At 65.8% G+C, this 26,179-nt stretch carries 24 protein-coding genes and 1 tRNA gene; 7 read left to right on the forward strand and 18 right to left on the reverse strand.

From position 1 onward, the window contains the following. The coding region (locus ACE3P6_RS13670; RefSeq protein ID WP_374395958.1) for an SDR family oxidoreductase at window positions 1-733 on the forward strand (733 nt) is incomplete at its 5' end. 69 nt (window positions 734-802) lie between these two features. Here ACE3P6_RS13670 and xylA read toward each other — a convergent pair. From xylA to xylF, 5 genes are all read right to left on the reverse strand, one after another. Beyond that, complete coding sequence (gene xylA, locus ACE3P6_RS13675) at window positions 803-2,104, reverse strand: xylose isomerase (protein WP_374395960.1); 1,302 nt, start codon at window positions 2,102-2,104, stop codon at window positions 803-805. Beyond that, entirely contained in the window at window positions 2,101-3,540 is a 1,440-nt protein-coding gene (xylB, locus tag ACE3P6_RS13680; RefSeq protein WP_374395963.1) for a xylulokinase, read from the reverse strand. Before xylB ends, xylA begins: the two co-directional genes overlap by 4 nt. Further along, complete coding sequence (locus tag ACE3P6_RS13685; RefSeq protein ID WP_374395965.1) at window positions 3,540-4,301, reverse strand: ATP-binding cassette domain-containing protein; 762 nt, start codon at window positions 4,299-4,301, stop codon at window positions 3,540-3,542. The genes xylB and ACE3P6_RS13685 overlap by 1 nt, the downstream gene beginning before the upstream one ends. Beyond that, the gene (locus ACE3P6_RS13690; protein WP_374395968.1) at window positions 4,298-5,599 is read right to left on the reverse strand and encodes a sugar ABC transporter permease; all 1,302 of its coding nucleotides are present in this window, start codon (window positions 5,597-5,599) and stop codon (window positions 4,298-4,300) included. Before ACE3P6_RS13690 ends, ACE3P6_RS13685 begins: the two co-directional genes overlap by 4 nt. A 91-nt stretch (window positions 5,600-5,690) precedes the next feature. Next, the gene (gene xylF / locus ACE3P6_RS13695; protein ID WP_374395970.1) at window positions 5,691-6,713 is read right to left on the reverse strand and encodes a D-xylose ABC transporter substrate-binding protein; all 1,023 of its coding nucleotides are present in this window, start codon (window positions 6,711-6,713) and stop codon (window positions 5,691-5,693) included. A 582-nt stretch (window positions 6,714-7,295) separates the two neighbouring features. Here xylF and ACE3P6_RS13700 point away from each other — a divergent pair. Next, a complete protein-coding gene (locus tag ACE3P6_RS13700) occupies window positions 7,296-8,576 on the forward strand; it encodes an ROK family protein (RefSeq protein WP_374395972.1) in 1,281 nt (426 codons plus the stop codon). Between the two features lie 15 nt (window positions 8,577-8,591). On the opposite strand, the gene ACE3P6_RS13705 is transcribed toward ACE3P6_RS13700, so the two are convergent. Next, entirely contained in the window at window positions 8,592-9,434 is an 843-nt protein-coding gene (locus tag ACE3P6_RS13705; RefSeq protein ID WP_374395975.1) for a YihY/virulence factor BrkB family protein, read from the reverse strand. 86 nt (window positions 9,435-9,520) lie between these two features. Between ACE3P6_RS13705 and mgrA the strand changes: the two genes are divergently transcribed. Beyond that, window positions 9,521-10,546: an L-glyceraldehyde 3-phosphate reductase gene (gene mgrA / locus ACE3P6_RS13710; RefSeq protein WP_374395978.1), complete on the forward strand. Its 1,026-nt coding sequence runs from the start codon at window positions 9,521-9,523 to the stop codon at window positions 10,544-10,546. 78 nt (window positions 10,547-10,624) lie between these two features. On the opposite strand, the gene gltB is transcribed toward mgrA, so the two are convergent. The 6 genes from gltB to ACE3P6_RS13740 form a co-directional block, all read right to left on the reverse strand. Next, window positions 10,625-15,160 carry a glutamate synthase large subunit gene (gltB, locus tag ACE3P6_RS13715; protein ID WP_374395980.1) on the reverse strand — a complete coding sequence of 1,512 codons (4,536 nt, stop codon included), beginning with the start codon at window positions 15,158-15,160 and terminating at the stop codon, window positions 10,625-10,627. 13 nt (window positions 15,161-15,173) lie between these two features. Next, entirely contained in the window at window positions 15,174-15,617 is a 444-nt protein-coding gene (locus ACE3P6_RS13720) for a GFA family protein (RefSeq protein WP_374395982.1), read from the reverse strand. Continuing rightward, on the reverse strand, window positions 15,607-16,308 hold the full coding sequence (locus tag ACE3P6_RS13725) for a hypothetical protein (protein WP_374395984.1): 702 nt from the start codon (window positions 16,306-16,308) through the stop codon (window positions 15,607-15,609). Before ACE3P6_RS13725 ends, ACE3P6_RS13720 begins: the two co-directional genes overlap by 11 nt. Before the next feature lie 103 nt (window positions 16,309-16,411). Further along, the gene (locus ACE3P6_RS13730; RefSeq protein ID WP_374395987.1) at window positions 16,412-17,848 is read right to left on the reverse strand and encodes an NAD(P)-dependent oxidoreductase; all 1,437 of its coding nucleotides are present in this window, start codon (window positions 17,846-17,848) and stop codon (window positions 16,412-16,414) included. A gap of 160 nt (window positions 17,849-18,008) precedes the next feature. Beyond that, window positions 18,009-18,809 (reverse strand): undecaprenyl-diphosphate phosphatase, encoded by an 801-nt coding sequence (locus tag ACE3P6_RS13735; protein ID WP_374395990.1) that lies wholly within the window; start codon window positions 18,807-18,809, stop codon window positions 18,009-18,011. A 3-nt stretch (window positions 18,810-18,812) separates the two neighbouring features. Next, on the reverse strand, window positions 18,813-19,799 hold the full coding sequence (locus tag ACE3P6_RS13740; RefSeq protein WP_374395992.1) for a complex I NDUFA9 subunit family protein: 987 nt from the start codon (window positions 19,797-19,799) through the stop codon (window positions 18,813-18,815). 152 nt (window positions 19,800-19,951) lie between these two features. Here ACE3P6_RS13740 and ACE3P6_RS13745 point away from each other — a divergent pair. Then, window positions 19,952-20,036 (forward strand) — tRNA-Leu (locus ACE3P6_RS13745). Window positions 20,037-20,118: 82 nt separating this feature from the next. Here ACE3P6_RS13745 and ACE3P6_RS13750 read toward each other — a convergent pair. From ACE3P6_RS13750 to ACE3P6_RS13760, 3 genes are all read right to left on the reverse strand, one after another. Then, entirely contained in the window at window positions 20,119-21,330 is a 1,212-nt protein-coding gene (locus tag ACE3P6_RS13750; protein ID WP_374395995.1) for a class I SAM-dependent methyltransferase, read from the reverse strand. 78 nt (window positions 21,331-21,408) lie between these two features. Continuing rightward, the gene (locus ACE3P6_RS13755; protein ID WP_374395997.1) at window positions 21,409-22,641 is read right to left on the reverse strand and encodes a sensor histidine kinase; all 1,233 of its coding nucleotides are present in this window, start codon (window positions 22,639-22,641) and stop codon (window positions 21,409-21,411) included. 203 nt (window positions 22,642-22,844) lie between these two features. Then, complete coding sequence (locus ACE3P6_RS13760; RefSeq protein WP_374396000.1) at window positions 22,845-23,420, reverse strand: hypothetical protein; 576 nt, start codon at window positions 23,418-23,420, stop codon at window positions 22,845-22,847. Window positions 23,421-23,793: 373 nt separating this feature from the next. On the opposite strand from ACE3P6_RS13760, the gene ACE3P6_RS13765 reads away from it, so the two are divergent. After that, window positions 23,794-23,976 (forward strand): hypothetical protein, encoded by a 183-nt coding sequence (locus ACE3P6_RS13765; RefSeq protein ID WP_374396002.1) that lies wholly within the window; start codon window positions 23,794-23,796, stop codon window positions 23,974-23,976. Window positions 23,977-24,220: 244 nt separating this feature from the next. On the opposite strand, the gene ACE3P6_RS13770 is transcribed toward ACE3P6_RS13765, so the two are convergent. From ACE3P6_RS13770 to ACE3P6_RS13780, 3 genes are all read right to left on the reverse strand, one after another. Then, window positions 24,221-24,517 (reverse strand): PRC-barrel domain-containing protein, encoded by a 297-nt coding sequence (locus tag ACE3P6_RS13770; protein WP_374396004.1) that lies wholly within the window; start codon window positions 24,515-24,517, stop codon window positions 24,221-24,223. Between the two features lie 115 nt (window positions 24,518-24,632). After that, window positions 24,633-24,815 (reverse strand): DUF3008 family protein, encoded by a 183-nt coding sequence (locus ACE3P6_RS13775; protein ID WP_374396007.1) that lies wholly within the window; start codon window positions 24,813-24,815, stop codon window positions 24,633-24,635. A 47-nt stretch (window positions 24,816-24,862) separates the two neighbouring features. After that, a complete protein-coding gene (locus ACE3P6_RS13780) occupies window positions 24,863-25,447 on the reverse strand; it encodes a DNA-3-methyladenine glycosylase (RefSeq protein ID WP_374396008.1) in 585 nt (194 codons plus the stop codon). Between the two features lie 94 nt (window positions 25,448-25,541). Between ACE3P6_RS13780 and ACE3P6_RS13785 the strand changes: the two genes are divergently transcribed. Both ACE3P6_RS13785 and ACE3P6_RS13790 read left to right on the forward strand, forming a co-directional pair. Continuing rightward, window positions 25,542-25,811, forward strand: coding sequence for a hypothetical protein (locus ACE3P6_RS13785; RefSeq protein ID WP_374396011.1), 270 nt, complete (start codon window positions 25,542-25,544; stop codon window positions 25,809-25,811). Between the two features lie 124 nt (window positions 25,812-25,935). Then, the gene (locus ACE3P6_RS13790; RefSeq protein ID WP_374396014.1) at window positions 25,936-26,082 is read left to right on the forward strand and encodes a hypothetical protein; all 147 of its coding nucleotides are present in this window, start codon (window positions 25,936-25,938) and stop codon (window positions 26,080-26,082) included. Window positions 26,083-26,179: the final 97 nt, after the last annotated feature.

The raw sequence follows: 26,179 nt of genomic DNA on the forward strand, positions 1-26,179 counted from the left end.
CGAGGCCTTCCGAGCCGAGGGGGTGGAGCCACTGATGTGGCCCGGCGACCTTTGGGCCGCTCTGGCCGAGGCGACGCATATCCTCTGCTCTGCCGCGCCGGATGCGCAGGGCGACCCGTTCCTGCGCGCAGTGCCCGGGATTGCGCAGTCGAAAGCGCAGTGGGTCGGCTATCTGTCGACGACCGGGGTCTATGGCGACCATGACGGCGGCTGGGTGGACGAAACCACTCCGCTGACCCCGCAGTCCGACCGGGGGCGGCAGCGGGTGCTGGCGGAGGGCCAGTGGCAGGCGACCGGCCTGCCGGTGCATATCTTCCGGCTGGCGGGCATCTACGGCCCCGGTCGAGGGCCGTTCGAGAAGGTCCGTGACGGCACTGCCCGGCGCATCATCAAGCCGCGGCAGGTATTCAGCCGCATCCATGTCGACGACATCGCGCAGGTGCTGGAAGCGTCGATCCGCCAGCCCGACCCGGGTGCGGCCTACAACGTCTGCGACGACAACCCCTGCCCGCCGGAAGAGGTGATCGGTTACGCGGCACGGCTTCTGGGCCTGCCCGAGCCGCCCGCCGTGCCCTTCGCCGAGGTGGAACCGACCATGACCCCGATGGCGCGGGGCTTCTACAACGAGTCGAAGAAGGTGCGGAACGACCGGATCAAGGCCGAGCTTGGGGTGAAGCTGCTCTACCCCGACTACCCGCAGGGGTTGGCGGCGCTGCTGGCCGGGGGCGACTGAAATGCTCGTCGTCGCCTTCGGCGCTCCTCGCCAAGCGACGAGAAGCCGAAGGCGCACGAGGAGCCGCCGTCAGACGTAGCGGTTCCAGAGGTTCTCCAGCCGCTCCTGCCGCCCGGACTTGGGCTGCGGCTCCAGCTTCTCACTGATCACCCGCGCAGCGGCCTCTTCCAGCGTGCCTTTCAGCATCGCCTGCGCCTTGGGGTCGTTCCAGCCCGCGTAGCGCGTCTTGACCGCAGCCTCCATTTCCCCGCTTTCCAACAGCGCGGCGGCAGCTTTCAGCGCCCGGGCGCAGGTGTCCATGCCACCGACATGGGCCAGGATCAGATCCTCCGGATCCAGCGACTGACGGCGGATCTTCGCATCGAAGTTCACGCCGCCGGTGATGAAGCCCCCCGCCTTCAGGATCTCGTAGAAGGCCACCGCCTTTTCGGCGTGGTTGTTCGGGAACTGGTCGGTGTCCCAGCCGGATTGGTAGTCGTTCCGGTTCATGTCGATCGACCCGAAGATGCCCAGCGCAGCCGCCAGCGCGATCTCGTGCTCGAAGCTGTGGCCCGCAAGGATGGCGTGGCCCTGCTCGATGTTGGTCTTCACCTCCTGCTCCAGCCCGAACTCCTTGAGGAAGCCGTAGACCGTGGCCACATCATAGTCGTACTGGTGCTTCGACGGTTCCTGCGGCTTCGGCTCGATCAGGATCGTGCCCTTGAAACCGATCTTGTGCTTGTAGTCGACCACCTGCTGCAGGAACCGCCCGGCATGGGCGCGCTCGGCCTTCAGGTCGGTGTTGAGCAGCGTCTCATAGCCCTCGCGCCCGCCCCAGAGGACGTAGTTCTGCCCGCCCAGCCGGTGCGTCACATCCATGTTCGCCTTCACCGTCGCGGCGGCATAGGCATAGACGTCCGGGTCGGGGTTGGTGGCGGCACCCGACATCCAGCGCCGGTGGCTGAACAGGTTCGACGTGCCCCACAGGAGCTTGGCCTTGTGCTTGCCCTGCTTCTCGCCCAGGTAGTCGGCGATCTCGTTCAGGTTCTTCAGGCTTTCGGCGAAGGTCGCCCCCTCGGGCCGGGCATCGGCGTCGTGGAAGCAGTAGAACGGCACCCCCAGGATATCGAACATCTCGAAGGCCACATCGGCCTTGAGCTTCGCCAGCGCCATGCCGTCGCCGAACCAGGGCCGCTCGAAGGTCTGCCCGCCGAACGGGTCACCGCCGGGCCAGGCGAAGCTGTGCCAATAGGCGACCGCGAACCGCAGCTGATCCTCCATCCGCTTGCCGAGGATAACCTCGTTCGCGTCATAGTGGCGGAAGGCGAATTCGTTGGAGGACGACGGGCCTTCGTATTTGATCTGCGGGATACCCTTGAAGAATTCGGTCATGTCAGGTCCTTGATGGCGGATTGGGCAGCGCGGAAGCGGGCGTGGCCTGCGTCGAAGGCGTCGGTGAGGGACGGATCGGGCTCGATCACCCGGGCGATGGGCGGCAGAGTGGCGATCTCGGCCCCCGCCCCGGTCGCGGCCATGAGGCCAAGGCGCGCGGCCCCGAAGGCCCCGCCGAAATCGCCCGCGACCGGCAGCTGCACCGGGCAGTCGAGCGCGGTGGCGATGAGCTTCAGCCAGTAATCCGACCGGGTTCCGCCGCCCACCGCCAGCAGGTTCTCCAGCTTCGTCCCGGTGGCGGCCAGCGCATCGCGGCTGTCGCGGATGGCATAGGTCACGCCCTCCAGCACGGCACGGGTCGCGGCCTTGCGGTCGGTGGCGTGTTCCAGGCCGGTGAAGGCCCCGCGCACGGAAGCCGAGTTCAGCGGCGTCCGCTCTCCGCCAAGGTAGGGCAGGAACAGGGTCTTGCCGGGGGCTTGCAGATCGCCCAGCTCGCCGGTCAGCCGGGCGGCCTCGGTGCCGATCAGACGCGCATACCAGTTCAGCGCGTCGGTCGCCGCCAGGATCACGCCCATCTGGTGCCAGGTGTCTGGCAGCGCGTGGCAGAAGGTGTGGACGGCGGTGTCCGGGTCGGGCTGGTAGCCGTCATTGGCGGCGAAGAGGACGCCCGAGGTGCCAAGCGAGACAAACGCCTCCCCCGCCCGCACCACGCCGACGCCGACGCCCGAGGCGGCATTGTCGCCGCCGCCGCCCGCCACGACCACGCCTTTCGGCAGGCCCCAGCGCGTCGACAGCGCCTCGCGCAGAGTGCCCGAAACCTCTGACCCTTCGACAAGACCCGGCATCTGGCTCCGGTCCAGTCCGGTCGCCGCCAGCAGATCATCCGACCAGTCCCGCTTGCCGGTGTCCAGCCAGGAGGTCCCGGCGGCATCCGACATCTCGCCAACATGCTCGCCGGTCAGCCAGAGCCGCAGATAATCCTTCGGCAGCAGGACCTTCGCCACCCGGTCGCGGATCGCCGGTTCGTGCCGTGCGACCCACAGAAGCTTGGGCGCGGTGAAGCCCGGGAAGACGATGTTTCCCGTCAGGCGGCGGAACATCGGGTCGCCATCCAGTTCGGCGGCTTCCTCATGGCTGCGGGTGTCGTTCCACAGGATGCAGGGGCGCAGCACCTCGTCCCGCGCGTCCAGCAGCGTCGCACCGTGCATATGTCCGGACAGCCCGATCCCCCGCACCTGCCCCAGCGGCTTCTGCGCCGCCAGCCGGTCGAACACCGTCTCGGCCGCATGGATCCAGTCGGACGGGGCCTGCTCGCTCCACCCCTCCGCCGGGCGCTGGACCGTCAGCGGCGCGGTGGCCTCGGCAAGGACCGTCTGGTCCTCGCCGATCAGAACCCCCTTCAGCCCGGAGGTGCCGAGATCAAGCCCGATATACATCAGGCGGCCAGATGCGCCGGGCGTTTCCCGAGGATGATCATGCCCAGGATGTCGTCGTCAGTGACTTCGTTCACGTTCACCGTCCCGACAAGCTGGCCGTTCTTCATCACGCTGGCCCGGTCACACAGTTTCATGACGTTGTGGATGTCATGCTCGATCAGGAAGATGCCAAGTCCCTGCGCCTTCAGCTCCTGGATCAGTTCGGCGACCATCTGGGTTTCATGCGGCCCCAGCGCGGCGGTCGGTTCGTCCATGATCAGGATCCTGGCGTTGAAGTAGACCGCCCGCGCGATGGCGACCGACTGGCGCTGGCCGCCGGAGAGCGCGGAGACGGGCACGTTGAACTTGCGGAAGTTGGGGTTGAGGCGGCCCATGATCTTGCGGGTCTCGGCCTCCATCTTCGCGTCGTCGACGAGGCCCCCGCGCTTCAGCTCGCGCCCGAGGAACAGGTTCGAGGCCGCATCCAGATTGTCCGCCAGCGCAAGCGTCTGGTAGATCGTCTCGATGTTCTGGGCCCGGGCGTCGCGCGGGTTGTTGATCTGGACCTCCTCGCCGTTGATCAGGATCTGGCCCGCGTCCTTCTGATAGGCGCCGGACAGGCATTTGATCAGCGTCGACTTGCCCGCGCCGTTGTGGCCGAGAAGGCCGACCACTTCGCCGGGGTAGAGGTCGATCGAGACATGGTCGACGGCCTTGATCCCGCCGAACGAGATCGAGATGTCGCGCATCTCGACCAGGGGAGTGCGTGCAGACTGGTTCATTTGGTCAGCCCCAGACGTTTGCGATACAGGATGTCGACCCAGACGGCGATGACCAGCACCAGGCCCACGATGATGTTCTGGAACGGCGTGTCGACCCCGACCATCGCCATCCCCGATTGCAGGCTCTGCATGATCAGCGCCCCCAGGACCGCGCCGTAGATCGTGCCGATGCCCCCGGCCAGGGCCGTGCCGCCGATGACGGTGGCCGCGATCACCCACAGCTCCCACTTGTCGCCCAGGTCGTTGCCGTGGCTTTGCAGCCGCGCCTGCGCGACCAGCCCGGCGACGGCACAGAGAAAGCCCATCAGGGCGAAGATCTTGACGGTCAGCAGGCGGGTGTTGATCCCGGAAAGCTCTGCCGCATCCGGGTTGCCGCCCATCGCGAAGATATAGCGCCCGAAGGTGGTCTTCTTCGCCACCACGGTCATGACGACCGCCACAAGGATCAGGATCAGGACCGAGATCGGCAGCCCGTGCATCGCGGTGTAGCCCTCGGGCATCGCCTCGCCCCGCGCCTCGAACAGGCGTTTCAGCTTGGCCTCGGGGATCGGATAGCGGCTCAGCCAGCCGACAAAGAACAGGATGGCCCCGACGATCAGCGCGCCCAGCACCGTCTCGGCCCATAGCGGCTTGACCATGAAGCCGTGACCCTGCTTGGTGCGACGCGCCGACATGATGGTCCAGATCGCCACGGCCGAAGCGATCAGGCCGACGACCCAGCTTGCCGTTGCCCCCAGCACGCCCTCGGTACCGCCGAACATCAGGAGGTTCGGATCGGTCAGCGCGACCGATTGGCCGTTGGTGGTGAACCAGTTCAGGTTGCGCCAGATCAGAAGCCCGCCCAGCGTCACGATGAACGAGGGAATGCGCTGGTAGCCGACCAGCCATCCCGTCAGCGAGCCGATGAGCGTGCCGGTGACCAGGCCGATCAGGATCGTCGCCACCAGGATGACCGGGTTGCCATATTCCAGGCCGAACAGCTTCGGCAGCCACTGCGCCTGGCTCATCGCCATCACGGCGGAACACATCGCCAGCATCGAGCCGACCGACAGGTCGATGTGCCGCGCCACGATCACGAAGACCATGCCGCAGGCCATGATCGCCACCGGCACCGTCTGCACCGCGATGTTGAACACGTTGCGCGGGCCCACGAAGGTGCCCCCGGTCCAGATGGTGAAAACGACGGCCACGGCAGCGAAGGCCATGAGCATCCCCAGAAGACGCACGTCGATTTCCAGCGTGTCGATCACGCTGCGACGTGGCGCTGCGGCTTGGGCAGCAACCCCTTGTTGCGTCATGCTTTCCTCCCTTGCGGCGACCTAGCGGCGCCAATCCCCCGAAAGAACAGCCCCGGCCCCTCGCAGGACCGGGGCTCTCCACCCTCTCAGATCATTCGCAGACGGCCACGCCCGAAACGCCGGCGCAGAGCACGTCCTTGGTGATCCAGCCCGCGTCGAGGACGACGTTCAGATTGTCCTTGGTGATCGGAACCGGCTTCAGCAGGACCGAGGTCAGGTCCTTGCCGCCCGGCGACTTGAAGACCGCCGCACCCGGAACATCGGCCATCGCCGTGCCCGAGGCCAGCGCCACGGCGATCTCGCCCGCGGCCTTGCCCAGCGCCCGGCTGTCCTTCCAGACCGACACCGTCTGCGTGCCAAGCGCCACGCGGTTCAGCGCCGCCATGTCGCCGTCCTGGCCGGAAACCGGAATCCCCGCCATGCCCTGCGCGGTCAGTGCCGCCACGACGCCGCCCGCGGTCCCGTCGTTCGACGCGACCACGGCATCGACGCCGTTGTCGGTCTCGGTCAGGATCTGCTCCATGTTCTTCTGCGCATTGGCGGGCTGCCAGTCGTCGGTATAGGCCTCGCCGACGATGGTGATGTCGCCAGCGTCGATGGCGGCTTGCAGAACTTCTTGCTGGCCACCGCGCAGGAAGTCGGCGTTCGGGTCAACCGGCGAGCCCTTGATCATGACGTAGCGGCCCTTCGGCGCCACTTTCAGCACTTCGGCGGCCTGCATCCGGCCCACTTCGACGTTGTCGAAGGTCAGGTAGAAGGCGCGCGGGTCGTCGATCATGCGGTCGTAGCCCACCACCGGCACACCAGCGTCAGCGGCAGCATCCAGCGCCGGGCCGATCGAGGCCGAGTCCTGCGCCAGAATGATCAGCGCCGAGCAGCCTTGCGTGATCATGCCTTCGATGTCGGCCAATTGCTTGGTCGCCGAGGTCTGCGCATCGGCCGAGATGTATTCGGCACCGGCGGCATCCAGCGCGCCCTTGATCGCGGCTTCGTCGGTCTTCCAGCGCTCTTCGCGGAAGTTCGACCAGCTGACGCAGACCTTGAGATCGGCAGCCGACGCCGCCGAGGTCAGCCCCGCAACCGCAACGGATGCGAGCAGAAGAGACTTCTTCATTCTTGTTCCTCCCATGGAATCACCGGACTTGGAACCGGCTTGGCGACCATCGCCTGGCATGATCTGACGCATCTGCACATCAATTGTCAATTTCTGTTCCTTGCAATGTTACTTGCAGGATCAGATTTTACTCTCCCCGGACGCATGACAATGGGGAGACGACCTTGGCAGATTCGTCAGAACCTTGGGAAACATGCCGCGAATAATTTCAGTTGTCAAAATATAAAAGCGCCAGGCCAGCCGAAACCGGCATGGGATGCGGGGCCGCCTTGCACGCGACAGCAGGCTTTTGCGCCCGGATACGGTCGACGCCAGGCTCTTTGGCCGGTTCGGAGGCCCCCCTCCTGCACTCGCTCACAAAGGCTGCAAGTGCAGCAATGGGCAGCACCGCCCGGTCAGCAGGGCTTCCAGCCACGGCCCGCCCCAACCCAGCTCGGATCGCGCCAACAATTTCAGTTGTCAAAATAAATCAGGTGGTGAAAGCTTGGGTCTCCCCGCAGCGCGCCGGATTCCGGCGCGAATGTGGCAAGCTTGTGGCGTCGATGGCCACATTTCCTGGTCTTTCCTTCGGAGAACGAACAAATGCTTCCGAAGCTGCAACCGGCCGCCAGCAGCGAGGGGCGCAAGGGTGTCGGCCCGCTGATTCCCCCGCTCACCGAAAGCCAGCGGCCGTTGCGACAACAGGTGTTCGAACTGGTCCGCGCCGCAGGGCTGATCCCTCGCGTGCAGCTGGCCAAGGATCTCGGCGTCAGCCCGGCCTCGGTCACGACGATGTCGTCCGAACTGATCGAGGCCGGCCTGATCGAGGAGGTCGCCGCCCCGCGCGAGAATGACGCCGGTCGCGGCCGACCCGCCGTCGCCCTCGGCGTCCGGGCGCAGGCCCATCGGGTCGCCGGGATGAAGCTGTCGGATCGCGAACATACCGCAGTCATCGTCGACTTCGCGGGCAAGCTGATCGCCGACGAGTCCATTCCGCGCCTGCCGGGACCGATGTCGCTGCCGGAGATCCTCGACACCATCGAGACGCTCCTCGCCCGCGTCTGCGCCAAGGCAGGCGTGGACCGTGCCGACCTTTCCGCCGTCGGCATCGGGCTTCCGGGCTTCGTGGATTGCGCCGAGGGAGTGGTGTTCTGGTCCTCGATCCTGGCCGAACGCGCCGTTCCAGTCGCCGCTGCGGCCACCAGCCGCCTGGGCCTGCCGGTCTATGTCGACAACGACGCCAACCTTGTCGCACTGGCCGAGCTGTGGTTCGGTGCCGGGCGCAGCCTGTCGGATTTCGCCGTCGTCACCATCGAGCACGGCGTTGGCATGGGGTTCGTGATGAACCACCGCATCTATCGCGGCGCACAAAGGCTGGGGATGGAGCTGGGGCATACCAAGGTGCAGCTGGACGGCGCGCTTTGCCGCTGCGGCCAGCGCGGTTGCCTTGAGGCCTATGTCGCCGACTATGCCCTCGCGCGTGAGGCGACGACGGCGCTGAACTGGGGCCACAAGGAAAGCCAGCCGATCAACGTGCTTCTGGAAAGCCTGTACGACCATGCCAAGGCGGGGAATGCGACGGCGAAGTCGATCTTCCGCCGTGCCGGGCGCTACCTGGCGGTTGGCCTGTCGAACGTCGTCAATCTCTTCGACCCCTCGCTGATCATCCTCTCGGGCGAGCGGATGCGATACGACTACCTCTACGCCGCCGAGACACTGGCCGAGATGGAGAACCTGGCCATCGACACCGGTCGCCCGCGCCCGCCCATCGAAATTCACGCCTGGGGTGACCTCCTCTGGGCGCATGGCGCGGCGGCGCTGGCGCTGTCGGAGGTGACCGAGGCTATCCTGTCGCCAGCCAATCGCGAAATCGCCGCGCAGTAGCCCGCGGCGTTGCGGTCACTGACGAGCCCCCCGCATCCTTGCGTCCAGTTCCGCGTTGATCGCCCCGCCCAGCAGCACGGCCCAGACCGACAGGTACAGCCACATCATCAGGATGATCACCGCCCCGATCGAGCCATAGATCGCGTTGTAGCTGTTGAAATTGGCAAGATAGACCGAGAACCCGATCGACACCCCCGCCCAGGCCAGCGCCGCGACCAGCACGCCGACGCTGATCCAGGGCGAGCGGAACCCGCCCGGCACGTTCGGCCCGAAGCGGTAGAGGATCGACAGGCAGGTGACGACCAGCAGGAACATCGCCCCCCAGGGCAGGACCTTGGTCAGCCAGGCTTCGAACGTGCCGAAGGTCACATAGCTGAGCAGGATCGGCACCACGACCACCGTCACCAGCGCCACGAACAGCGCCCCGATCAGCGCCGTGGTCAGGACGAAATCCACCGCCCAGCCCTTCACGAACCCCCTGGGCCGCGAGCGGTGCACCACGTCCAGCCCCTGCACCAGCGCCGAAACCCCCGCGCGGGCGGAGTAGAGCGCGATCAGCACGGACAGCAGCGTCGTCCATTGCAGGGCGCTGCGCGGCGCGGTGATCAGGCCCATCACCTGATCGTGGATCAGCGTCCGCGCTTCGGGCGGCAGGAAGCGTTCGGCCACCACCAGATAGCCCTGGATCACACCGGGATCGGCGAACATCCCCCAGACCGCGACGGCGGCGGCCAGGCCGGGGAAGACGGCGAACATGGCAAAGAAGGCAACCCCGGCGGCGATCAGGCCGAAATGCCCGTCGCCGACCCGCATCCAGACGCACACCAGGAAATCCCAGACCAGCCGAACCTGCCTCATGCAGCCACCTTCCCCCGGATTGCTGCGTCGCGCAACTTGAAGCCGGATGCCCCGCATGGGATGGTAGCGCCAACAGGAGGACCCAAATGACCTACACCCCCGCCGCCGACCGCTACAGCCGGATGATCTACAACCGCTGCGGCCGCTCCGGCCTGAAGCTGCCCGCGATCAGCCTCGGCCTCTGGCACAACTTCGGCCACGACACACCGCATGCCACGAAACAGGCGATCTGCCGCACCGCCTTCGACCTTGGGATCACCCATTTCGACCTCGCCAACAACTACGGCCCCCCGCCCGGCAGCGCCGAAGAGGCATTTGGCGAACTCCTCCGCACCGATTTCCGTTCCCTGCGTGACGAGCTGATCATCTCGTCCAAGGCCGGGTACGAGATGTGGGACGGCCCCTATGGCGAATGGGGCAGCCGGAAATATGTCATCGCCTCCTGCGACCAGTCGCTGAAACGGATGGGGCTCGACTATGTCGACATCTTCTATTCCCACCGCTTCGACCCCGACACGCCGCTTGAAGAAACGATGGGCGCGCTGGACCACATCGTCCGGTCGGGCCGCGCGCAATACATCGGCATCTCCAGCTACAACAGCCAGCGCACCCGCGAGGCGGTGGCGATCCTGAAGGATCTGGGAACGCCCCTGCTGATCCACCAGCCCAGCTACAACATCCTGAACCGCTGGGTCGAAACCGACGGGCTGAAGGACACGCTGAAGGACCTTGGCATCGGCTCCATCGCCTTCGTGCCGCTGGCGCAGGGCATCCTGACCAACAAATACTTGAACGGCATCCCGGCGGGCAGCCGCGCCGCGCAGGACAAGTCGCTGCATCCGTCGGTGGTGGAAAAGGCGCTGGGGTCGGTCCGCAAGCTGAACGACATGGCCGCCGCACGGGGGCAGACACTGGCGCAGATGGCGCTGGCCTGGGTGCTGCGGAACGGTGGCATCACCTCCGCGCTGATCGGGGCGTCGAAGCCCGAACAGGTGGTCGATTGCGTCGGCGCCTTGCAGAACCTGGACTTCACCGCCGGGGAGTTGGCACAGATCGACGCCATTTCCGAGGAAAAGGCGATCAACCTCTGGGCCAGGTCGTCCGAGGATTGACAGAGATCCCGCCCCGGACCTGATCCGGGGCCTCGTGTTCTTGAAGGAGGCCCCGGATCAGGTCCGGGGCGCTCTCGTTTACTCCGCCGGAACCTTCGCCACCTCGTCCGACAGCGGATAGGGCAGGCGGTCCACCATCTCCTTCGGGCAGACCTGCAGGAAGTTCAGCCGCTCGCGGTCCCAGTTCGCGAGGATGCGCTCGGCGACGCGGCTGCCGGTCTCCTCCAGATGCCGGGTGATCAGGCCTTTCAGCTGCATCTCCCAATGCGGGTGGCCGACCGCGCAGGTCAGGATCGTCTCCAGGTTCATCACATCCTCGGCCACGCCGTCGGGATCGTAGACATAACCCATCCCGCCCGTCATCCCCGCCCCGAAGTTCGCGCCGATCCGGCCCAGGATCACCGCCACCCCGCCGGTCATGTATTCGCAACCGTTCGAGCCGCAGCCCTCGACCACCACCGAGGCTCCGGAGTTCCGCACCCCGAACCGCTCACCAGCGCGACCCGAGGCGAACAGGAACCCGTCCGTCGCGCCATACAGAACCGTATTGCCGATGATCGTGTTCTCCTCCGCCCTCAGCGGCGAGGACATCAGCGGCCGCACGGTGATCGTGCCGCCCGACAGGCCCTTGCCGACATAGTCGTTGGCATCGCCCTGCACTTCCAGCTTGAGGCCCCGCACCGAAAATGCCCCCAGCGACTGCCCGCAGGACCCGGTCAGCTTCACCGTCAGATGGTCGGGCTGCAACGCGTTCCGCATCCCGAACTTCTTCACGATATGGCTCGATGCCCGCGTGCCGATGGTCCGCAGCGTGTTCCGCACGGCATAGGACAGCTGCATTTTCTCGCCGTCCTCGAAGAACCGATGGCCATCCTTGATGATCTCGGCGTCCAGCGTGTCCGGCACCGCATTGCGCGGTTTCGTCCGGTCATAGGTGATCGACCGCGACCCATCCACGCTGATCAGCATCGGGTTCAGGTCGAGGTCGTCAAGGTTCGCCGCCCCGCGCGAAACCTGGGTCAAGAGGTCGGCCCGCCCGATGATCTCGTCGATGCTCCGCGCCCCGATAGAGGCGAGGATTTCCCGCACTTCCTGCGCGTAGAAGGTGATCAGGTTCACCACCTTGTCCGCAGACCCGGTGAACTTCGCCCGCAGCTTCTCGTCCTGGGTGCAGACGCCCACCGGGCAGGTGTTCGACTGGCATTGGCGCACCATGATGCAGCCCATCGCGATCAGCGCCGCGGTGCCGATGCCGTATTCCTCGGCCCCCATCATCGCCGCCATGACGATATCCCGCCCCGTCCGCAACCCGCCATCGGTGCGCAAGGTCACCCGCTCACGGAGGTTGTTCATCGCCAGCACCTGATGCGCCTCGGTCAGGCCCATCTCCCAGGGCAGGCCCGCGTATTTGATGGACGTGGCCGGAGAGGCCCCCGTCCCGCCGTTGTGGCCCGAAATCAGGATCACGTCCGCCTTGGCCTTCGCAACGCCGGCCGCAATCGTGCCCACGCCCGAGGACGACACCAGCTTCACCGTCACCTTGGCGCGCGGGTTGATCTGCTTCAGGTCGTAGATCAGCTGCGCCAGGTCTTCGATGCTGTAGATGTCGTGGTGCGGCGGCGGGCTGATCAGCGTCACCCCCGGCGTCGAATGGCGCAGCCGCGCGATCAGCGCCGTGACCTTCATCCCCGGCAGCTGGCCGCCCTCACCCGGCTTCGCCCCTTGCGCGACCTTGATCTCCAGCTCTTCGCAGGCGTTCAGGTATTCCGCCGTCACGCCGAACCGGCCCGAGGCCACCTGCTTGATCTTGGCAGACGGGTTGTCCCCGTTCGGCTCCGGCGTGAAATGCGCCGGGTCCTCGCCGCCCTCACCACTGTCCGACTTAGCCCCGATCCGGTTCATCGCCACGTTCAGCGTCTTGTGCGCTTCCGGCGACAGCGCCCCCAGCGACATGCCCGGCGTGACGAAGCGCTTGCGGATCGAGGTGATGCTCTCCACCTCCTCGATCGGCACCGGCTTGCCCAAAGCCTTGATGTCCAGCAGGTCGCGCAGGTGGATCGGCGGGTTCGCCCGCATCGCAGCGGAGTACTGCTTCCAGATGTCATAAGACGCCCGGTCGCAGGCCGATTGCAGCATGTGCATCGTCTGCGCTTCCCAGGCGTGCTTTTCGCCCGACCGCCGCGCCTTGTAGAAGCCGCCGATGGGCAGGACGTCCGCGCCGCCCAGCCAGCCGCGCCGGTGGACCTCTTCCAGCTTCTGCTCCACGCCCGTCAGGCCGATGCCCGAGATGCGCGACTGCATCCCCGGGAAATACTCCGCCACCATTGCGCGGCTGAGGCCCACCGCCTCGAAGTTGAGGCCCCCGCGATAGGAGGAGATCACCGAAATCCCCATCTTCGACATGATCTTCAGAAGGCCAGCGTCGATGGCATCGCGATACCGCCGCATCGCGTCGGTCAGGCTGCCATCCAGCAGCCCGCGGTCGATCCGGTCGGCGATGCAATCCTGCGCCAGATAGGGGTTCACCGTCGTCGCCCCCGACCCGATCAGCACGGCAAAATAGTGCGGGTCGATGCACTCCGCCGACCGCACGTTGATCGAACAGAAGGTCCGCAGCCCCTTGCGCGTCAGCCACGAATGCACGGCGCTGGTGGCCAGGATCATCGGCATCCCCACCTTCTCCGCGCCCTGATGCTCATCCGTCAACACCAGCTGCCCCGCGCCCGACCGCACGGCGTCCTCGGCTTCTGCCCGGATACGCTCCAGCCCCTGACGCAGGTCATCCAGCCCCTCGCCCACCGGGAAGGTGCAGTCGATGAAGGCCACCTGGTCGCCGAAGCGCTCCACCATCACTCCGAACTCGGTGGTGGCGACGAAGGGGCTTTCCAGCACCAGGATCTCGGTCTGGGAGTTGTTCTCGTCCAGCACGTTGCGCAGGTTGCCGAACCGCGTCTTCAAGGACATCACCCGGCCTTCGCGAAGCGAGTCGATGGGCGGGTTCGTCACTTGGCTGAAGTTCTGCCGGAAGTAGTGGCTCAGCGGCCGGTAGACCGAAGACAGCACCGCAGGCGGCGTGTCATCGCCCATCGAGGCGACCATTTCCTTGCCGTCCTCGGCCATCGGCGCCAGCACCTGCTCCAGCTCCTCGACCGTGAAGCCCGCTGCGATCTGCCGCTTGCGCAGTTCAGCCCCGGTAAAGGTCTGGTTCTCGGGAATGTCACGCAACAGGCTGTTCAGGTCGACGATCTTGCCGACCCATTCGCCGTAGGGCTGGGACGCCGCCAGCTTGTTCTTCATCTCGGTGTCGTGGAAAAGCTTCCCCTCCACCATGTCGACCGCGATCATCTGCCCCGGCCCCAGCGCGCCCTTTTCGCGGATCGTGCTTTCGTCGACCGGCACCATCCCGGCCTCGGACCCCGCGATCAGCATCCCGTCGCCGGTCACCACATAGCGCATCGGCCGCAACCCGTTGCGGTCCAGGCCGCCGCAGACCCAGCGCCCGTCGGTCATGGCAAGGGCCGCCGGGCCATCCCAGGGCTCGATCACCGAGTTGCAGTAGGAATACATGTCGGCCCAGGCCTTCGGCATGTTCACCGTCTGCTTCGACCAGGCCTCGGGCACCAGCATGGTCTTGGCCATCGGAGCCGACCGCCCCGACCGCACCAGAACCTCGAACACAGCATCCAGCGCGCCCGAGTCGGACGTGCCCCCTGGGATGATCGGCTTGATGTCCTCCGCCGCCTCGCCGAAGTTGGCGCTGGCCATGCGGATTTCGTGGCTCTTCATCCAGTTGACGTTGCCCTTCAGCGTATTGATCTCGCCGTTGTGGGCCAGCATGCGGAACGGCTGCGCCAGCCACCATTGCGGGAAGGTGTTGGTCGAATAGCGCTGGTGGTAGATCGCGAAGGCGCTCTCGAACCTTTCGTCCATCAGGTCGGGGTAGAAGGTCGCCACCTGCTCGGCGAGCATCATCCCCTTGTAGATGATCGACCGGCACGAGAGCGAACACAGATACATCCCCTGGATGCCCGCCGCCGTCGCCGCCTTCTCGATCCGGCGGCGGATGATGTACAGCTCGCGCTCGAACTGCTCCTGGTCCACGTCCTTCTCGCAGCGGATCAGGATCTGCTCGATCTCGGGCCGCGTCGCATTGGCCTTGTCGCCCAGCACCGACACATTCACTGGCACATGCCGCCAGCCATAGATGTAATGCCCCATCCGCAGGACTTCCGTCTCCACGATGGTCCGGCAGCGCTCCTGAGCGCCGAAATCCGTGCGCGGCAGGAAGACCTGGCCCACGGCGATCAGCTTCTTCGCGTCGGGCTCGTGCCCGGTCCGGCGGACCTGATCATAGAAGAACTTGACCGGGATCTGCACATGGATGCCCGCGCCGTCGCCGGTCTTGCCATCCGCATCCACCGCGCCCCGGTGCCAGACCGCCTTCAGCGCATTGATGCCGTTTTCCACCACCTTGCGGCTGGGCTTGCCAGAAATGGAAACCACAAGCCCGACCCCGCAGGAGGAATGCTCGTCCTCGGCCTTGTAGAGCCCGTTCGCATCCAGCCAGGCGCGCTTTGCTTCCTCGGCCTGCACCCAGGCGGCGTCATAGGTCATGGCTTTCCCCTTCTCATTCACTGGCCAGCAGCGGGAATTTCTCCACGCACTGCGCTCGCGTCAAAACTTGCCGACCCTCACCGGCAAAGGCATAGCTGTCGGGCTTGAAGTCGATGTAGATCTCGTTGGCCATCGCCAGACCGTTCGCGTCGTCGAACGTGCCGACCGGCAGTTCCAGGTTCCCCGCATAGGGCCCATTCACTGTTACCCGGAACCACAGCGCCGAGCCGCAGTCCGCGCACCAGGCCCGCTCGGCCCAGGGTGAGGACTGGCGCCGTGCCACATGGCCCAGCCCCGTCCAGGCGACGTTCCCCTCCGGTACCGTGATCCCCAGGAGCGCCAAGCCGGTCCATTTCCGGCACATCGGGCAATGGCAGACCCCGAATTTCGTGCCCGTCAGCCGCGCCTTGAACCGCACGGCGCCGCACAGGCATCCGCCGTCGCGATCAAGGCTCATACCGCGCCCTCCAGACGGATTGCGGCAGTTCCGCCGTCAGCGCATCGCAATCGAACAGCGGCTGGCTGGAGAGGAACCCCTCCTCCCCCGGAAAGACGAACTGCATGGGCGAGCCGTCGATCGGCAGCCATTGCCCGTCGCCGAGGTCGGTCTCGCCCGGCCCGGCGAAGAACAGCCGCCAGTCGGGGTTCACATATTCATTTCCCTTCGACCGGCGGAGCACATTGCCCGCCAGGTCGTATTCGGTGAAATCCACCTCGGTCTGCTGCAGGGTGATCCCGTCGATGACGAAGCTTTCCCCCGTCAGCCGGTCATAGCCCTCGGCCCGGCTGCCGGTGCCGTCTTCCTTCGACAACCCGAAGCTCCAGGTGTCCATGCCTTCCGCGATCAGCTCGCTGTAGCTGGCCGGGTCGGCGGGGTTCGGGTCAAGCACCTGCTTCACCGGATCATAGCTCTCGACCCATTGCCCCTCGCCGTCGATCTTGGAAAAGAAGAACGGCCCCTCCTGATCCAGATCGACACGCCACTGGTCGCCCGGCTGGTCCGCCTCGCAGCGGTAATAGTGCGACACCCGGCAGCCCTTGGACTGCACCGTCATGAACGCCTCGCAACCCTCCGGCGCGGTCCAGGTCCCGGCGAGCGCGGGGGCCGCCGGGGCAGTCAGACAGGCAAGGATCACAAACTTCCGCATCGCCGTTTCACCTTGAATCAGGTCACATATCCTGACGTTTAACTTTCCCCGCATCCGGCGCGCGTATGGATGGAAGCCAGACGCGATCCATACCGGAACCAGACTATTCCGCCGCCACAGCCCCGGTCTGGGCCAGATAGGACAGGATCGCCTCTGCCGCCTCGCGGCCGTCCCGGATTGCCCAGACCACCAGGCTTGCGCCCCGAACGATGTCACCTGCGGCATAGACGCCGGGAAGGCTCGTCTCATGGGTGCGGAAATCGGCCTTGACCGTGCCCCAGCGCGTGACCTTCAACTCCGGCACGCCCCAGAGGCCCGGCAGGTCCTCCGGCTCGAAGCCCAGGGCTTGCACCACCAGATCGGCGGGCTCGACATAGTCGGCGCCCTCGATCACTTCCGGCGACTGGCGGCCCGAGGCGTCCGGCGCGCCAAGGCGCATCTTCTGGACCATCACGCCCTCGACATCCGTGCCGCCGGTGAAGCCCTTCGGCGCGGAAAGCCACACGAATTCAACGCCTTCCTCTTCGGCATTCGCCACTTCGCGCTGCGAGCCCGGCATGTTGGCCCGGTCGCGGCGATACAGGCACTTGACCGACAACGCCCCCTGCCGGATCGCCGTCCGCACGCAGTCCATCGCCGTATCGCCGCCACCGATCACCACCACGCGCTTGCCGCTGGCGTTCAGCTCGCCCGAGTCATACTCGGCCACCTCGTCGCCAAAGCCCTTGCGGTTCGACGCGGTCAGGTAGTCCAGCGCCTTGACGATGCCGCGTGCGCCCACGCCCGGGGCCTCGATGTCGCGCGACTTGTAGACGCCCGTCGCGATCAGCACCGCATCATGCTGGCCCCGGATCGCGTCGAAGGTGATGTCCTCGCCAACATTGCAGTTCAGGACGAAGTTCACGCCGCCCTCCGTCAGCTGGGCATTGCGGCGCTCGACGATATCCTTCTCCAGCTTGAAACCGGGGATGCCATAGACCATCAGGCCGCCCGCGCGGTCGTAGCGGTCATAGACCGTGACCTGCACGCCCTGCCGCCGCAGCATGTCCGCCGCCGCCAGCCCCCCCGGCCCGGCGCCGATGATGCCCACCGATTCCGCGCGTTCCACATGGGGGCGGATCGGCTTGACCCAGCCTTCCTCCCACGCCGTATCGGTGATGTACTTCTCCACCGAGCCGATGGTGACCGTGCCATGCCCCGACTGCTCGATGACGCAGTTGCCCTCGCACAGCCGGTCCTGCGGGCAGATGCGGCCGCAGATTTCCGGGAAGGTGTTGGTCGCCTGGCTGATCTCATAGGCTTCCTGCAACCGGCCCTCGGCGGTCAGCTTCAGCCAGTCGGGGATGTTGTTGTGCAGCGGGCAATGCGACTGGCAATAGGGCACGCCGCATTGGCTGCACCGGCTCGCCTGCTCGGCGGCCTTGCGGTCGGCGAACTCGCGGTAAATCTCGTGGAAATCCTGCGCGCGCGAGGATGCGTCCCGCTTCTCGGGCATCTCCCGGCCGACGGTGACGAATTTGAGCATCTTCTGCGTGGCCATCGGCTGCGTTCCTGGCAAGACTTCCGGGTGCGCCTTGGTACAAGGAAGCGGCTGACAATAAAAGTCAGCACAGTTTACCTATTTGCGGGTTTTTCGGCGGATAAGACAGGAAAGCTGACACTTTTGTGTCGAAATAGGTCAGTATGGTTTCCGAACCCTGCTAGTACCCCATCCAAAGCGCCCCCAGCGCAACCGATCCGACGATGATTCGCCACCAGCCGAACAGGCCATAGCCGTTGCGCGAGATGAAATTCAGCACCCAGCGCACCACCAGCACCGCCGTCACGAAGGCCACCGCGAAGCCCACGGCGATCTGCCAGACCGCGCCGAAATCCAGCACGTCGCGGTTCTTGAACAGGTCATAGGCCACCGCCGCGCCCATCGTCGGCAGGCTCAGCAGGAAGGAAAACTCCGCCGCAGCGCGCTTTTCGACGCCCAGCATCAGCGCCCCGACGATGGTCGCCCCCGAGCGACTGACCCCCGGCACCAGCGCGAGGCACTGGAAGAAGCCGATGGCGAGCGACTTGCGGAAGGGCAGCGCCATCGCGTCGAACTCGACCGGCGGCGGGGCGATCCGGTCGATCACCAGCAGCACCACGCCGCCCAGGATCAACATCACCGCGATCAGCTTGGGCGTCTCGAACAGCACGTCCTTGACGAAATCATGCGCCAGAAGCCCCGCCACCACCGCCGGAAGGAAGGCCAGCAACAGCGACACCAGCGTCCGCCGCGCCGCATCCTCATGACGCGCGCGCAGGACCAGTCGGGTCAGGATCCCGGCATAGACGGTGAACAGCGCCAGGATCGCGCCGAGCTGGATCACCACTTCGAACGTGCGTCCCGCCGACTCGAAGCCCAGAAAGTGCCCGGCAAGGAGGAGGTGCCCCGTCGAAGACACCGGCAGGAATTCGGTCAGCCCCTCCAGCAGCCCGAGCAGAGAAGCGGCAAGCGTGCTGTCCAACCCTCAGGCCTTCTTCAGGTTCTTGGCCGAATCCATGATCGCTGCATATTGGCCCGAGGGACGGTAGCGCCACAGGTATTCCGGCAGCACCGCCTCCATCGCCGTGGGCGTGATGCCAAGGTCGGCAAAACCCCTCGCGCCTGCCGAGACCACATTGTCATGCCGCAGGCTCTTCACCTGGTCGCGGGTCAGCACCTTGTTTTCGACCAGGCCCAGCGTCACGCCCTGCACCATGTCGAAGCCGAAGCCCACGATACGCGCCAGGACGAACGGCATGTTGACCACCGCACGCCGGCGCTGAACGACCGTCAGCATCCGGCCCATCAGCCCACGGAGGCTGTCGACCTCCGGCCCGCCCAGTTCGTAGATGCCGGGCGCCGCCTGCCCCAGCACACCCTTGACCGCCGCCTGCGCCACGTCATCGGCAAGGACCGGCTGGAACCGGGTCTTCGCACCCACCACCGGCAGGATCGGCCCCAGCCGGGTCATGGCGGCAAAACGGTTGAAGAAGCTGTCCTCGGTTCCGAAGACGACCGAGGGGCGCAAGATCACCGCCGACGGGAAGGCTGCAAGCACCGCCGCTTCGCCTTCGCCCTTGGTGCGCGCGTAATCGCTGGCGGCCGAGGCATCGGCACCGATGGCCGAGATCTGGACCAGCGTCTGCACGCCTTCCGCCGCCGCCAGCCGCGCGATCCGCCCCGCGCCTTCTGCCTGCACGGCCTCGAAGGTATTGGCACCAAGGCTGTTCAGCACGCCGACGCAGTTCACCACCGCGTCCGCCCCGCGGATCATCGATCGCACGCTGGCATCGTCGCGGATGTTGCAGGCCAAAGGCTCAACCTGGCCGGGCACTCCGTAGGGCTTGACGAAGAGGGCCTCGTTCGGGCGACGGCAGGCCACGCGCACCCGCCAGCCTTCCTTGGCCATGCGCCGGGCGATGTAGCGGCCGACGAACCCCGAACCGCCGAAGATGGTGACAAGCTTGCTCATGCGCGCACTCCTTCACGGGCGCCCGCAGGGCACCGGAAACCTGCCGGATCATTAGCCGCGCCGCCCCGGACGGGCAAGGCCAAAGCAACCCGAGAATTTTGCAGCGGGGGCCGTTGACTCTGCCAGAGGGCACCGTTACATCGCCCATCAGTGCCCAGATGGCGGAATTGGTAGACGCACTGGTTTCAGGTACCAGCGCCGCAAGGCGTGGAGGTTCGAGTCCTCTTCTGGGCACCATTCTACCGCAGAAGCCGCGCAGTCCCAATGGGTTGCGCGGCTTTGGTGTTTTCTGGCCCTGACTGTGGACCACGCAGTCCGGTCAAGTGTTCCGGGCAGAGTAGAGATAGTCCCGCGTCATCGGGACCGTGCCGCGCGCCTTTGAAAGCTGCAGCTGGTGGATCACCAGAAACGCCTCGGAAAAGCTGAGTTCCGCCGATTGCAGATAGTAGCGCCACATGCGGATGAACCGGTCGTCCTGCAATTGGCGCACCCGGTCGAGGTTCTGGTCGAAACGCTTCAGCCATTCACGCAGCGTCCGTTCGTAGTGGCCGCGCCAGACCTCCAGGTCGGCGAGGATCAGCCCCGATTTCTCGACCACCCGCGAGGCTTCCGAAAGCGAGGGGCAGTAGGCTCCCGGAAAGATGTACCGGTTGAACCAGGGCGAGATCGAGGCTGGCGGCGACCAGCGACCGATGTAGTGGATGAGGGCCACGCCATCGTCGGTCAGCAGGTCCGCGACCTTCTGGAAATAGGTGCGCAGGTGGTGCAGGCCGACATGCTCCATCATCCCCACCGACACGACACGATCAAAGCTGTCGGTCACCGCGCGGTAGTCCGTCATGCGGAATTTGACCTGCCGGTCCAGGCCCTGTGCCCGCGCCCGGGCGCGCGCTTCGGCCAGCTGGACCTCGGATAGCGTGACGCCCACGACCTCGACCCCGTGATCGCGGGCAAGTGTCAGCGCCAGCGTCCCGAAGCCGCAGCCGATGTCCAGGACGCGCATTCCCGGCCGAAGCAGCAGCTTCGCGCCGATATGCGACATCTTCGCCGCTTGCGCCTCTTCCAGCGTCATGTCCGGTCGCCGGAAATAGGCGCAGGTGTATTGCCGGGTATCGTCCAGGAACAGGCCGTAGAGTTCCGGCGAGATGTCGTAGTGATGCGCGACATTGCGCTGCGCGATGCCCAGGTGGTTCGCATTCAGCCAGGACCTTGCCCATCTGGCGCAGGACGCGAAACGGGCGAGGGGTGCGGGAATCTTCCGCCCTCGCACATTGCGCAAGAGAAAGGTGATGAAGCCCCGGACGTCGTTGTCGCGCAACGTCAGGCGACCGTCGACATAGGCTTCACCCAGCGTCAGGTCTGGCCGGATCAGGAAACGTCGCGGCAGGCCAGGATCGTGCAGCACGACTCCGATTGCCGGTTCGCCGCCGGGACCGAAGGAATGGGTTGTGCCATCGGCCAGCGTCAGGTCGATCCGCCCGACGCGCACCCCATATCGCAGAAGCGTCAGGAGCACGCGGTCAGAGATCATCGGCAGGACCCCCCTCACAGATACGGGCATGGGACATCGCAACGCACAGGATGCGGAATGGTTCCCGGAACGGGGCGGTCAGATTTCCCGCGCCAGCCAGCGCCGTCGTGCGACCTCCAGCTTTGCTGCGGTGAGCGGGTTGCGTTCACCGGCTTCGGGAAATCCCTCGTCCTCGCCCCACAGCATCCGCAGGACCCGGTCAGGCAGGCGGCTGGCAAGCCGGGCGGCCTCGGTATCCGCGTAGATGCCGGGGAGCCAATGGCTGCCGATCCGCGCCACGGCATGTCCTGACGCGGTTCTCTCGATGCGAAGCACAGCGGTTTCCGACCGGCGCTCGGGGATGCCGTCGCCAGCGGCAACCTGGTCGGCGGAGGCCGAACCGATGATCGAAAAGGTTGCGTTCAGCCCCTCCGGCAGGAACTCGGTCCTAGCACCCAGCGAGCGCAGCACGGTCGACCCGAAGCCCCGGCGTGTCGGCTCCTGCACGACCGGGCCGCCCCGTTCCGACCAGAGCACCTCGATCTTGCCGGTTTCCGCGTGCCATTCGACCGCAACCATGCCGCCCTCCGCCGACAGCGCCCCGTATTTCGCCGAATTGGTCGCCAGTTCGTGCAGGCCAAGGACCAGTGAAGTCGAAGTCCTGACGATGCAGGGCACCCCGGAAAACCGGAAGCGGTCGATCCCGTGCCCCGCCAGAATGCGCCGCATCAGGGATTCAAGGTCGGCGCCGTCCTCCGGGCTTACGATCAGCGTCTGGGCTTCGGACAACCCCATCAGGCGGCTTTCGAGCCCCTTCCAGAACTCGTCCACCGACGCCGCATTCGGCGCGCTGATCCGACCTGCCGAAATGACCAGATTGAACAGGTTCTGGATCCGATGGTGCAATTCCCCTGCGCGCAGAACCGCCTCGCGTTCGCTGGTGCGCAGCTCATCGAACAGGAGATGCACCAGATGGCCGAGCGCGACGATGATCCCCGTCATCCCCCAGAACACCGCCAGGTTCGCCACCGCGACATCCGGCGGGGGCCAGTCATTTTCCGGCGGGATCCAGAGAAACACCGCCAGCACGCCCCCGGCCAGGGCAACAACAACGGCGGGACCCACGCCCCAGAGGATCGAAACCACCGCGACGGCGGGATAGATGGTGATGAATAGCCGGTCGGGCACGACCGGATGCAACCATCCCCCCGCCAGGATTGCGACCGCCAGCATCAGGAGCGACCAGCCGTATCGGCGAACCGACGATGGCCTTTCTTCGGGCAGCCATGACCGCGCAAAAGCCAGCAACTGGGTGCGCGGCGGGATTCTCACCGATGCAGACTCCCTTGTACAATCGCGACCACGGCCGTGCGAGGGAGCCAAGCCTGCCTGAATCAGCGACCGACCCTGCCCCGGTGCCGAACCATGTAGATGCGACTTGCGGTTCCGACGGAACCACCTGTCACTTCAACCCGAGGTATAGCACGCCTCCCGGTCGTTGTCTTTCCCGAAGGCCCACGGTCACCGGTTCGGCCCTAATTGAGAAACTGCGACCGACCGGACCGCATCGCGTGGTCCATCAAGTCCAGCAACCAGCGGCCAAGGTCTCGTCCGTGCGGCAAGCGCCCACTGTCGTCGATAGCCAGTTGAAGCGCCCGCTCCACCAGACGATCCGCCGCTAGCGGATCGGAAAAGTGCATCCGCGCCTGCTGCCGCAGCATGGGAACAAGCTCGACAATGCTCAGGCTGGCCAATTCACGCGACAGGGTCTCAAGGTGCTGAAGCGCGATGCCCGGCGACAAAGGTTTGCAGATGTAGTCGATCTTCGCGAAACGGGCCGGAAGCAGCTTGCGGTCGTAGCCGGTGAAGAAGACATAGGGCACGTCAAGCTGTAGCAGCCGGTCGGCAAGTGCAAAGGACGTTCGACCTTGGATGTCGATGTCCAGCACCGCAAGGTCGCTGTGCCGGGCTTGCATTCCTGCATCGTCAAGGTCGCTGCAGGGTCCGACGACAATCGCATTCGCAGCCTCCAGGGCAAAGGCTATCTCGGCGGCTGCAAGGCCGTTGTCTTCGACAATGAGAACGCGTTTTCGACGGAAATCGCACTGCATCGGGCAGCTCCCTTGACCAGGGGTATATCGGTGTCCTTGCAGCGCGGGACGTGCTGCGGCGCTGGACGGCGCGATGGCGGACGCGCAACGGATAGTCGCACGGACAGATGAACCGATTGTCTCAGAAAGCGGGGGGAATGGCCATTGGCTGGCCGGGTCGCGGAGATTTTCCGCCGAGCTGTTTGCCTGAACCAGAAGCGCATCACGGTTCTGCCGCATGCTGTGGCTCTGCGGAGGCTGCCCGCAACCGGTAGGACTTCAAACACTCACGTTCTGGTGGGGAAATTCATTTGACCTTCGCCATGCGCAGCACAGTATTCTACATTTCAGGATATCAGTGACGCAGTCGCCACCCCGACAGACGGAGGGAACCATGCCGCAGGATTCCGGGCCCGAACCGCAGGGTGAGGCAGAAATTGCCGCAGCGGTCGGGCGCGTGCTCGACGACCTGAAGGCAGAGCCTGTTCCCGAGAAGATCCTCCAGCTGGCCCGCAAGCTTGATGAGGTCATCGCAGGGCGTCGCAAGGCAGCGGGCGTGACCACGAAGCCGGGCTGAGCGCGCGCGGCGACCCCGCACCGGGGGGTTGATGCGCCCCGGCGGCGGCACTTGCGGGTCCTGCGGGGGAACCGGCTGCGGGTCCGGCATCGGGTCGGGGTAGGTATCGGGCCCAAGCGGATCGCCCGGCACCGGCAAGTCGGGCTCCGAAGGCGGCAAGTCGGGGCGGCCCAAGCGGATTCTTGTCATCTCGAACTCTCCCATGTTGCATCCCGCGACACGGCTTTCACCCGGCATTGGCACCCTAGTCCTTGTGCTCAGGCAGCGCTTTCAGCTGGTCTTTCGTCCAGGACGTCATCCCGTGAACCTGGCCGTTCTGGTCGCGCATCATGTGCAGATCGCCCACGCTGACCAGAACCGGCTTCGATCCGATCCCGAGAAAGCCGCCGACGTCGACGACCGCCTTGCCGGTGCTTCCACTGTCATGCAGGTGCGAAACGGAGCCAACCTTGCTGTCGTCCACGCCATAGATCGGCGCGCCGACCAAATTCGACTCCGTCAGTTCGGCGGCACTCAGCGGGGTGTGATTGCTGTGGTCCATCGCCAGGTTCTCCTTGTTCTTCCGGCCAGAGCCATTCCGACCGTCCGAGGTATCAACCACCGACGGCAGCCATTGTTCCGGCCAGCCGCGCGCGAAGGAACGGTTCCGCGCCTCGTCAGTCCTTCTTCTCTGGCAGGCCTTTCCGCGGTGTGGCTGCAAGCTCTTCCAGCTCGCCTTCCGTCATGGTCCGGGCCATGTCCTTGGCCGCGCCATAGAGGTCCTTCGTGTCCGCCTCACCCCGTTTTGCCGCCAGGGCTGCCCCGGCAGCCTTCTGTTGTGCTTTCGATTTCGCGGGCATTGCCATCTCCTCCTTCATCCTCGGCCGATCGGACCTTGCCCCGATCGTCACCGCAGAATGAAATCACCAGTCGCGTCGGTTTGTTCCGTCGGGTCCTGAACGGGGAAGGCGCGGCTCAGTCCGGGGGCACCCGCCAGACCGAAGCGCCAAGGCAGGTCTGCGGCACGGGTGATACCGATCCGGGGCCCGACCAGAAGCCTCACCGCGTCCTTGCAGGGCTCCAGAACGAACTCGGCATCGCCGAAGCGCTTGCCGTTGTCGGCCAGCGATATCCCCAGCGCCTGCCCGGTCCGCCCCGGCCCGGTAAGCAGCAGCCCGTCCCGGTTCCGTCGCTCCCGCATCCGGACAAGACCCACCTCGGGCCGCATCGCCCGGATCAGCACCGCCTCACCCTCCCGCCCGACCACGTTCAGGCACAGGTGACACCCATAGGACAGGTAGACGTAGACGCCGCCCGGCGGGCCGAACATCGCCGCATTCCGCGTCGTTGGCCCGCGAAAGCTGTGCGAGGCCGGATCGTTGCGGCCGTAGGCTTCGGTTTCCAGAACTGTCCCGCCTACGCCGCGCACCAGAAGCCGGGTGCCGATCAGGGCGCGAGCCAGCGTGGCTATCTCCTGGTCGAAGCTCAGCACGGCATCATGCCCGACCCTCGCCGAATTTCCTGCATGCAGAGGGGAACAGAGCCGACCGCAGCGGCGTTTCTGTCCGGAACCAGGGAACTCCACCATGACCCCGCACGATCCCGCCATCTCCTCTGCCGCAGCTCTGTCCTTGGAGGGCCGCATCCTTGCGCATCGGCGCCTGCTTGTCGAACTGCTGCGCCGGCTCCCGGACGATGTTCGGGCCGATCTCACCGACTGGCTGGATCAGCACGCGCTCTACCAGGATGGGCAGGAAGACCCCGGCGCGGTTCCGGGCGATGCGGTTGCGCTGGAACTGGCCCGAGCCGACGAATTCCGCGCATTGGCAGAGATGTTCAGCGCAGGAAGCCGATAGGCCCGGACCTTGAAACGCGACAGGGGGCCGCCCGACGCGACCCCCTGCCGCCCGATGGTCGACCAGTCACGGAGCTGGCTGCGTTGATCCGCCGGTGTCCGGTGCCGTTGTCGGCGGAGTGGCCGTGTCCGTGCTAGTTCCTTCGGTCCCGGCAGGCGCCGCTTCCGTCGGTGCGGTCCCCGAAGCTGCGGGCTCGCTGGGGGTCGGTTCGGTCGCTGTGGGAGCCGTCATCGCGGGATCGACCACGCTGGCCGACCGCTCGACGCTGTAGGCGATTGCCGCGATGATCACTGCCGCAAGCACCAGGAAGACCAGCCACATGCTTGTCGGTGAGAAGCGCGGCTGGGCAATCGGTTGACCGTCGGTTC

The sequence above is a fragment of the Tabrizicola sp. genome, from assembly GCF_041911175.1.
GTDB lineage: Bacteria > Pseudomonadota > Alphaproteobacteria > Rhodobacterales > Rhodobacteraceae > Tabrizicola.